General features: G+C 36.1%; 8 protein-coding genes. 4 read left to right on the top strand and 4 right to left on the bottom strand.

Annotated features, from left to right (window positions below):
* Positions 1-145 precede the first annotated feature (145 nt).
* Entirely contained in the window at positions 146-1519 is a 1374-nt protein-coding gene (locus FC88_RS02210) for an amino acid permease (protein ID WP_057812342.1), read from the bottom strand.
* A gap of 153 nt (positions 1520-1672) precedes the next feature.
* On the opposite strand from FC88_RS02210, the gene FC88_RS02205 reads away from it, so the two are divergent.
* Complete coding sequence (locus FC88_RS02205; RefSeq protein ID WP_057812340.1) at positions 1673-3406, top strand: 1-deoxy-D-xylulose-5-phosphate synthase; 1734 nt, start codon at positions 1673-1675, stop codon at positions 3404-3406.
* A 91-nt stretch (positions 3407-3497) separates the two neighbouring features.
* Here FC88_RS02205 and nagB read toward each other — a convergent pair whose 3' ends face one another.
* Positions 3498-4202: a glucosamine-6-phosphate deaminase gene (gene nagB / locus FC88_RS02200; protein WP_057812338.1), complete on the bottom strand. Its 705-nt coding sequence runs from the start codon at positions 4200-4202 to the stop codon at positions 3498-3500.
* Positions 4203-4381: 179 nt separating this feature from the next.
* Here nagB and FC88_RS02195 point away from each other — a divergent pair, with 179 nt between their 5' ends.
* Positions 4382-5242: an alpha/beta fold hydrolase gene (locus tag FC88_RS02195; protein WP_057812336.1), complete on the top strand. Its 861-nt coding sequence runs from the start codon at positions 4382-4384 to the stop codon at positions 5240-5242.
* A 102-nt stretch (positions 5243-5344) separates the two neighbouring features.
* Positions 5345-6160: a hypothetical protein gene (locus FC88_RS02190; protein ID WP_057812334.1), complete on the top strand. Its 816-nt coding sequence runs from the start codon at positions 5345-5347 to the stop codon at positions 6158-6160.
* Between the two features lie 23 nt (positions 6161-6183).
* Here FC88_RS02190 and FC88_RS02185 read toward each other — a convergent pair whose 3' ends face one another.
* Entirely contained in the window at positions 6184-6693 is a 510-nt protein-coding gene (locus FC88_RS02185; RefSeq protein WP_057812332.1) for a hypothetical protein, read from the bottom strand.
* A 148-nt stretch (positions 6694-6841) separates the two neighbouring features.
* Between FC88_RS02185 and FC88_RS02180 the strand changes: the two genes are divergently transcribed.
* Positions 6842-7396: a cysteine hydrolase family protein gene (locus FC88_RS02180; RefSeq protein WP_057812330.1), complete on the top strand. Its 555-nt coding sequence runs from the start codon at positions 6842-6844 to the stop codon at positions 7394-7396.
* A 24-nt stretch (positions 7397-7420) separates the two neighbouring features.
* On the opposite strand, the gene FC88_RS02175 is transcribed toward FC88_RS02180, so the two are convergent.
* On the bottom strand, positions 7421-9436 hold the full coding sequence (locus FC88_RS02175) for a KUP/HAK/KT family potassium transporter (RefSeq protein WP_057812328.1): 2016 nt from the start codon (positions 9434-9436) through the stop codon (positions 7421-7423).
* Positions 9437-9569 lie beyond the last annotated feature (133 nt).

The following is a 9569-nucleotide window of genomic DNA, read 5'->3' as shown; positions in this document are numbered from 1 at the left end:
ATTTTAATTTCATTGAAATGTCAACTTGACAAGGCAGAGTGCATTCCAGCCAAATTGGAGGACGGCATATTACTACTAAACTAACTTAAGAAGGAACCTTTTTCGTCAGATTTTTTTAGATTCAATCGTTATAACGATACAATAATCAGTTGACTTTTTTATATCCGTAAGCGAAATAGACAATTATTCCAATCACAAACCAAGCGATAAAGGTAATCCAAGAATTAATGCTAACTTGGGTCATCAATAAAACACAAAGAATAACTGAAATGATTGGTAGCCAAGGATAAAAGGGAACTTTGAATTCACTGTCGGGAACGTCTTTGCGATGACGTAATTTGATAATGCCTGAAGCTACGAAAGTAAAGGAAACTAAAGTTCCGATATTAACTAAACTAGTGAGTTCGTTAAGTGACACAAAACCACCTAATAAAACCGCCAAGATAGTGATCGTATTGAGAGATAGAATAGGCATCTTAGCCTTTTTGTCAATTTTACCGAATGCTTCTGGAATCATTTTGTCACGACCTAGAGCATAAATTAAACGTGAACCACCATAAACCGTGTTGAGCATCATAGTAAACATCCCTGCTAAAGCACCAATGGTGATCAAGAAGGCTAGTTTGCCTAATTTGACATAGTTTAAAGCGAATACTACTGGGTCAGCGTAATTTAGTGATTTGTAATTGACCATTCCTGTTAAAACAAAAGATAAAAGAACGTACAAAAATGCACAGACGGCTAATGAAACCATGATACTGATAGGAATGTTTTTTTGAGGATTTTTGACTTCCGGTGCTGATGATGGAATAACATCAAATCCCAAATAAGCAAAGAAAACTAAGGCAGCTCCTTTGACAACGCCAAAACCTCCCATTGGAAAATAGGGATGATAATTAGCTGGTTTAATATAAAATAAACCTACACCGATAAAAGTTAAAACAACAGCAATTTTGACGAAAACCATAACGGTGTTCATTCGTGTTGAAGCTTGTATACCACGACGCAAAAGGAAATAAATCAAGAGTAGAACGATTATTGCTGGTAAGTTAATAAAACTACCACGACTAGGATCAAATGGACCAACGAGAGCTTTAGGTAAGATAATGCCGAAGCTATTGAATAGACTGACAAAGTAAGCCGAAAATCCTGAAGAAACAGCTGATACTCCTAAAATATATTCCAAGCATAAAGCCCAACCAATCAACCAGCCGGGAAATTGACCAAAGATAATACTACCGTAGGAATAAGTACTACCGGCTACTGGAAAAGTGGAAGATAATTCTGCAAAACACATTGCTGTTAAAATACAGACAATTGCGGCTAAAATAAAGGAAATCGTAATTCCTGGTCCAGCAGTTCCATAAGCAACGATACCGGGTAGAATGAAGATTCCCGTCCCGATAATAGCTCCGATACCCATGGAAATCAGATTATTACGCGTTAAAACTTTTTCAAATTGAGCATCACCAGCTACGAATTGTTTGTAGTCGGCTTTCTTAAATAATTTTTCTTTCATAATTAACAAATACCACCTAAAAATTTAACACAACTGTACTAGGTTACTTGTCGTTAAGATATTTTGTCAATAAACTTCAATTTATTTCTTGATCTAAAGTTAGGTTTAGGACCTAGAATTAATTTATCGATATTTAAAGAAGCGAGGAAACTAATGGATACACCAATTTTAAATACAATCAACAAACCAGCTGATTTGAAAAAATTATCACTTGAACAACTAACTCAATTAGCTGCTGAAATACGCCACGTTCTATTGAATAAAGTTAGTCAAACTGGGGGACATGTCGGACCAAACTTAGGTGTGGTTGAATTGACGATTGCCTTTCATACAATTTTTAATTCACCAATCGATAAAGTCGTCTGGGATGTTTCGCATCAATCGTATACGCATAAAATTTTGACAGGTAGAAAACAAGCTTGGCTTGATAAAGACCATTTCGATGACGTCAGTGGTTATACTGAGCCAGAGGAAAGTCCTCATGATTTCTTCAACATTGGTCATACCTCAACTTCAATTGCTTTAGCAACTGGTATGGCTAGTGCTAGAGATTTAGAAGGTAAAACGGGTAACGTTATGGCGGTGATTGATGACGGATCATTATCAGGTGGTTTAGCTTTGGAAGGACTGAATATTGCTTCCACATTAAAGTCTAATTTGATTATTTTAGTTAATGATAATGGCATGGCAATCGCTGAAAACCATGGTGGCCTTTATGAAGGACTCAAAAAACTGCGCGAAACTAATGGTCAAAGTTCTCACAATATCTTTAAAGCTATGGGACTTGACTATCGTTATGTCGAAAATGGTAATGATTTAGAGACGATGCTAAAGACATTTAAGGAAATCAAAGACGTTGATCATCCAATCGTTTTACACGTTCACACAGAAAAGGGACATGGGTATGAACCAGCTGTCGACCATAAAGAAGCTTTTCACTGGCACGTACCATTTGATTTAGCTACTGGAAAAACTTTACATCCAGTGACTGGTGAAACATATACTGACGTAATTCACGAACAACTTGAAAAAGAATTTACGGCAGGTACACCAATCACTGCCATCACGGCGGCTATCCCTGGAACTTATGATTTGAAACGTTTTGGCAAAAAGCATCCTAAGAATTATTTTGATGTTGGTATTGCTGAACAAGAGTCAATTACTTTAGCTGCCGGGCAAGCAAAGATGGGATTACGTCCAATTGCTTTTGAATCTGGGACATTCTTGCAAAGAGCTTATGATCAATTGTCACACGATTTAGGTATTAACAAATTACCAGTTACGATTATGGTTTCTGGAGGCAGCAATAGTGCTGGAGATCCAACTCACCAAGGAATCTTTGATTTAGCGATGTTGAGTAATATTCCAGGATTGACTTATCTAGCTCCAACGACTAAAGAAGAATTACAAGCCATGATGCATTATGCTTTACATCAAAATAATGGTCCGGTTGCCATCAGAGTTCCAAGTAATGGCGTACATTCAGCACCATTAGCTGATTTTGATGCACATAGGATGAATGTTTTGCATGCTGGTCAAAAAGTTGCAATTTTAGGTGTTGGTAGTTTGTTGCCTTTAGCTGAAGAAGTCCAACAACAACTTGACGTTGATGCAACGGTGATTGATCCACGTGATGTTTCAAAATTAGATGAAAAAACTTTAATCGATTTAAAAAAGAATCATCAACTAGTAGTTACTCTAGAAGAGGCTAGTTTGAGCGGTGGTTTTGGTGAAAAGATTAGTCGTTTCTATGGCAATACTAAGATGCGCACTTTAAACTTTGGTGCTGCTAAACGATTCAATGATCATGAAACGACGGCTGAATTGTGGCATGAATTTAAATTGACGCCGGAACAAATTGTTACAGAAATTAAAGCTAACTTATAAGATAGACAAAAAGTATTGATAGTGATATCAATGCTTTTTTTGCGAAAAAAATAGCCCTAAAATTAATTAGGACTATCGTTGGATTTATCAATTATTTAAGTTTTGATGCAGCAGCTTCATCAACGATGATTGTTACATCTGGGTGGTTTTGTAAAGCACTTGCTGGGCAGTCTTCAGTAACAGGGCCGTCAACAGTAGCAGCAATAGCGTCAGCTTTGTTTTCGCCGTAAGCTAGAAGAACGATCTTCTTAGCTTTCATGATTGAACCGATACCCATTGAGTAAGCAAAGCGTGGAACATCTTTTTCATTTTCGAAAAAACGTGTGTTAGCTTCGATTGTTGATTCTGTCAAACCAACTTTTCTAGTTTTGCCATCAAATGGTGAGCCTGGTTCGTTGAAACCGATGTGACCATTTCTACCGATACCAAGAATTTGAAGGTCAATAGGGTTGTCTTCAATAATCTTGTCGTAAGCTTTTGTAGCAGCTTCTGCGTCAGGGTTTGAACCATCAGGAACATATGAATTCTTAAAAGGTTTCTTGCTGAATAGGTGTTCGTTCATGAAGTAGTGGTAACTTTGTTCGTTATCAGCTTCAAGACCAACATATTCATCCAAGTTAACAGATGTCATATTTGAAAAATCAATGTCGCTGCTTGTCATTTCGTTGTAAAGTGTAATTGGGCTACTACCTGTTGCTAATCCCAAAACTTTAGCACCATTTTCAATATCAGCTTTAACTAAGTTGAAAGCTTCTTTTCCACCCATTTGTTGATCTTTTACTTTAATTATGTTCATCTTATTAATCTCCCATCTCTATCTTTCTGGTCTAGTCCAATCTAATTCATTTTTAGTAAATTGTCAATAAAATAGTGTCATTAAATAAAAATAAATTAAAAATTTCTAGAATCAATGCAAAATCTTCACAAGTTAGGTATATTTTTTAATAAGAGAAAAAACTAAAGAGGCAGAAAAATTTGGAAAAAATATTATCTACATCTGAGGGCAGTGTAAACACAAATCTAATCAGAGGTATCAATACTAAGAGTATTATCGTTCTAGTACCCGGTCTTGGTGGCTCGCTTGAGTATTTCAACTCAATTATTCCCTATCTAAAAGACAAATATACGGTTGTAGCGCTTGATCTATTAGGCCAAGGTAAATCAACTAAGGCCAAAAATGATCATTATACGATCGATGCAGAAGCATGGAATATGTTAGAAGCTATTGCTAGATTGAAGATCACTGACAAATTAGTTATCTTCGGCTATGGCTTTGGTGGTTTAGTAGCCGTTAACATGGCAGAATTGCGTGGATTTACAATTTCTAAGCTGGTCCTATTAAATACACCAGCTAACGACAAATACGCTGACATGGACGCTCATTCGTCTGTAGCAAGTATTCCATTATTAGGGAAGCTTGCTAAGTCACCAGTTAAATCAGCTTTGTATTTTGATAAGGATTTTGATCGCAGTAGTTTAGAAAATCCTAAGGTTGTTGACGAAGCGGCGAACTTAGTTGATCACAAGACAGTTAAATTTTTGCAAAAGATGCCAATGGACTATTTGGAAGAAAAAGCTTTAAATAAACGTTTGCGTGCAGTTAAGATTCCAACTTTGGCTATGTTTGGCGATGGGGATCAAATTTTAACGGAAAATGGTATCAAAGATGCTAAGGCTTCTATCGGTCGTGTACCTGATCTACAAATAGAAGATATTAAGGGTGCCGGTCATTTAGCAATGATGGAAAAACCTCAAGAAATTGCCCAAAAGATTATCACATTTGATGAAACAATAACTAAGAAAAAAGAAGAAGAAAGCGAGAACGACGCTGATTAAACTTTTTGATCCTAGATGAGATAAATCTGGGATTTTTTTATGCCTTATTTTTTGTCCCAAATTAAAGATTAAGTGATATTGTCTAAGTATGGAGGATGGATTATGAAATTTAGATATTTACTGGCAACGTTGTTAGCTTTTATCGGTATTTTGTATTCAACACAAGACGTACAAGCAGATGGTTTCGGTGGTCCTAATACAGGCGATTACGTTTATGAGAACAAGGAGTTCATTACTAATGTTCAATACGATCAACTCGATAGTATCAATAGTGGTATTTATACTGAACCTCATCCACAAAAACTCTATGTTTTAATTTTTGATGACGCAGCTGATATCAAAGAGTTTGTCCAAATAACTGGTGCTGATGTTCATTCAAACGATGCATCCTCTAATATTATTGGCAATATCGGCAGTAATGTGGGCTATCTATTGTACGGTCGAGAAAAATATATCGATATGCGATTAGACAATGACGATATCGATAATGAGAGTAATTATTTAATTTTAGATTTAAAGGATAAAAAAGTCTTTTTCAGTGCGTCTGAACAAGCAGACCGTTATATAACGGATCTAATGTTTTGGAAACTTAGAAAAGGACTGGCAAATGATTTCAAATCTAGTGATGAAGATACGCAAATCAAAGCTTTGTTTTCATTAGCAAATCGTCTGGAGCCGAAGTTACAAGATGTAGCTCAAAGTTCAAAAAAATTGGAATCTAAAGATCTAGCAGATATAAAACGAGTAAGAAATAGAATTTTGTATGCCTTAGGAACAATAGTTGCCATTCTTCTTATTTATCTAATTTGGAAATACATGCATAATCATCCTGGTAGTGGTTCAGATTTAGGTAATAGTGATTATGATGCTGGCTTTGACGAAGGTTATTACATGGGTAGAAATGATCCCTTTATGTAAAAAAACGACCAATTGGTCGTTTTTTATTTTGTGCTGACTAGTTTGATTAAATTACGATTCTTTTGTGAACTGGCTACCGGGACAAAGGATTTGCCATCTTGATAGACAAATTGTATAACATCATAATCATTGTCTAATTTCTTAGCTTGATTAGCGATGATATTTTGTAAGGCGCGAACATAATCCTTCTGATCGTCAGTCGCTTGGTTGTTCTGGACCGCCTCAAAGGAAGTTTTTAGATATTTTTGAGTTTGCTTATCAGTTAAGCGAACAATAATAACCGTATGGGGATGCTTACTCGTATCATCATTGATGTTGTGATCTTCTTTGATCGTAACTACTTTGCCATTTTGATTGAATTTGTGATCGAGATTTTTTCTAATAGCTTTGTATTCAGTTGTTGGCGCCTTAGTTGTTGTTTGATTAGACATTTTGAAAGTGAAAATAGATAAGACAGTTGCGAAAATAAACACGGCAACCAATGAAATAATTAAATATTTTTTATTGATAGGTTCACGATATTTTTTATGCATGATGAACGCCCCTAGCCTTTGATTAGAGTGATTATAACACACGTTTGAATGTAAATTTTCTTTACAAAGAGTTGGATAAATTGACTTCTGTAAGGTTCTTTTGAATAATCTTGGTATAACTAAATATTTAGAAGAAAGTAGGAAAATTATGTCTACACATCAAGCATTACTGATTATCGACTATACGAATGATTTTGTAGCTGATGATGGGGCTTTGACTTGTAAAGAGCCAGGTCAGGCAATTGAATCCAAGATCTTCGATTTAGCAGAAAGAATGTATCAAAATGATGATTTTGTTTGGTTCCCAACTGATGTCCATAAACCAAATGATCCATATCATCCTGAAACAAAACTTTTCCCACCGCACAATGTTCGCGGAACTTGGGGAAGAGAATTATACGGTGGTTTGAAAGATTGGTATAACGACCATAACGATAACGAACAAGTTAAATTGTTTGATAAGACTCGTTATAGCGCCTTTGCTGGAACTGATCTTGATATTAGATTACGTGAAAGAAAGGTTGATACATTGCATTTAGTTGGTGTTTGTACAGACATTTGCGTTTTGCATACAGCCGTAGATGCTTACAATTTAAATTACAATATTATTGTTCATGAAAATGCAGTCGCATCGTTTAATCAAGCTGGACACAAATGGGCCTTAGGACATTTTAAAGATAGTTTAGGTGCACAAGTATTGTAAAAAAGAGACCGTAGGGTCTCTTTTTTATTTCACGTTATGACGAATTTCTTTTTCAGTTAAGTATTGATCAGTATGATTACCTAAGAATAGAGGAACCTTTTCTTCAACCACGTCACTGAATTCTAAACCGTACCAAAGAGCTGGTGGCACTGTAATATTTTGTAGTAAAAGACGTCCGCCAATCAGCATTCTATCTAAACTACTCATATAAATTTGGGCTCCAAGATCTTGGAACTGTTGATTTTGAATGACAAATTTGAAAGAGCCCACGCGGCGATTAGGCACCATAGAATAAGTTGGAGCTTGTTGATCGATAATGTTTTTGTCCAATAGACTGTTGATGATTTGGCGAATATAAATATTAACGTGTTGCGATTTTTTAAAACCGAGGTTCAAGGTTACATTAACGACATTTCTAGTGTTCATCATATCGACTGAGTAGTTGCATTCATATGGAGCAGCAGTTTGATTGACAGTAATGAACCAATAGACTTTAGCCCTTTTAGGATCTTGATCCAAGATCGAATAAATAATTGAGCGCTTAATGGAATAATCTTTGCCCAGTTTTGTCATATAAACCAAATTGGTAGCATAAGTTGGAATCGAAGAATCTTGACTGAGTTTTTCTAATTGGGGAATGAAGTCTAACAGATTAACGTTTTCACTCTCGGCCATATGGGCATCACGGCGCTTATTTCCGAAGTACCAAATGACCATGATTGCTAAGATTGCCATCGTTATGATGACTGTAACGTAGCCACCGTGGATGAATTTGACCAAACTAGAAATCAAGAATAGTCCTTCAATAGCGAAGAAAGTGACTAAGAAAATATTGGCACCAATGGGGTGCTTTTTCATGATCAAGAATTGATGCAAGAGTAGAGTAGTCATCAGCATTGTTAAAGTAATTGCTAAACCATAAGCTGCTTCCATGTGTTCTGAGGTGCCGAATCTCCAAACGATGCTAATAGTAATAGCACAAAGCAACCAATTGACTGATTCAATGTAGAGCTGACTTTGAACTTTGCCGGGGAATTTAACTTTGAGACGAGGTAGTATTTTCAAACCAATGGCTTCTTGAACTAAGGTATAGGAACCGGTTATTAGAGCTTGAGAAGCAATAATGGCAGCCAACGTGGCAATGATAATAGCAAAAATCTTGAAGCTACCTGGCAACATCTCATAAAAAGGATTAATTCCAGAAATGTGATTGTACTGTTTGTTTTGAAAATTAGCAATTACCCAAGCTGCTTGACCTAGATAATTCAGCATTAACATCAAATAAACGAAAGGCCAGGTCGCATAAATATTGTGCTTACCAACTTGTCCCATATCGGAGTACAAAGCTTCAGCACCTGTCGTAGCTAGAAAGACACTGCCGAGAATGAAGATACCAACTTTGTTGACGGGGCTGAATAAAACTTTGATAGCATAAATGGGAGACAGTGCTTTGAGAACACTTAAATCTCCCAGCAAATTAAATAATCCGGCTAGTCCGATGAAACTGAACCAAATAAGCATAATTGGACCAAAAGAACGACCGATTTTTTCAGTACCGAATTTTTGAATGATAAAAATGGTTAGCAAGATTATCGTTACGATTACCAAAACGGTCGATTGTTTATTAGAAAAAACAAAATTGCCAAATTGTTGCCCTTTGACACCTTCCATAGCTGAAGTAACGGTAACAGCGGGCGTTAAAGTACCATCGGCAAGCAAGGCGGAACCACCGATCAAAGCGGGAATGATCAACCATTTTTTGGCTTTGACTAAAGCATAGAGTGCAAAGATCCCGCCCTCGTTGTTATTATCAGCTTTCATAGCAATTAACACGTATTTTAGTGTAGTGATTAACATTAACGTCCAAAAAATCAATGAAACACTGCCTAGAATGTATTCAGGCTTAGTATCAGCCATCGTGCCAGCGTCATTGATAATGGCGTTCATAACGTATAGTGGCGAAGTACCAATATCGCCATAAACAATACCTAGAGTAATCAACATACCCAAGGCAGACAATGATGACATTTTCTTTTCCATGGTAATCTCCTTTGAAACTAATCATAGATGTTTATACAAATACCATTATAGATTCTTTACCGTTATTTAAAAATTATTATGATTCGCAAATTGCAAGAACAAGTTAGCCACTTTGGAAAAATAAAGAAAAGTT

Source organism: Companilactobacillus futsaii JCM 17355 (assembly GCF_001435505.1).
GTDB lineage: Bacteria > Bacillota > Bacilli > Lactobacillales > Lactobacillaceae > Companilactobacillus > Companilactobacillus futsaii.
Note: the sequence above shows the minus strand (reverse complement) of the source record. Positions and strands in the feature narration are given on the sequence as shown.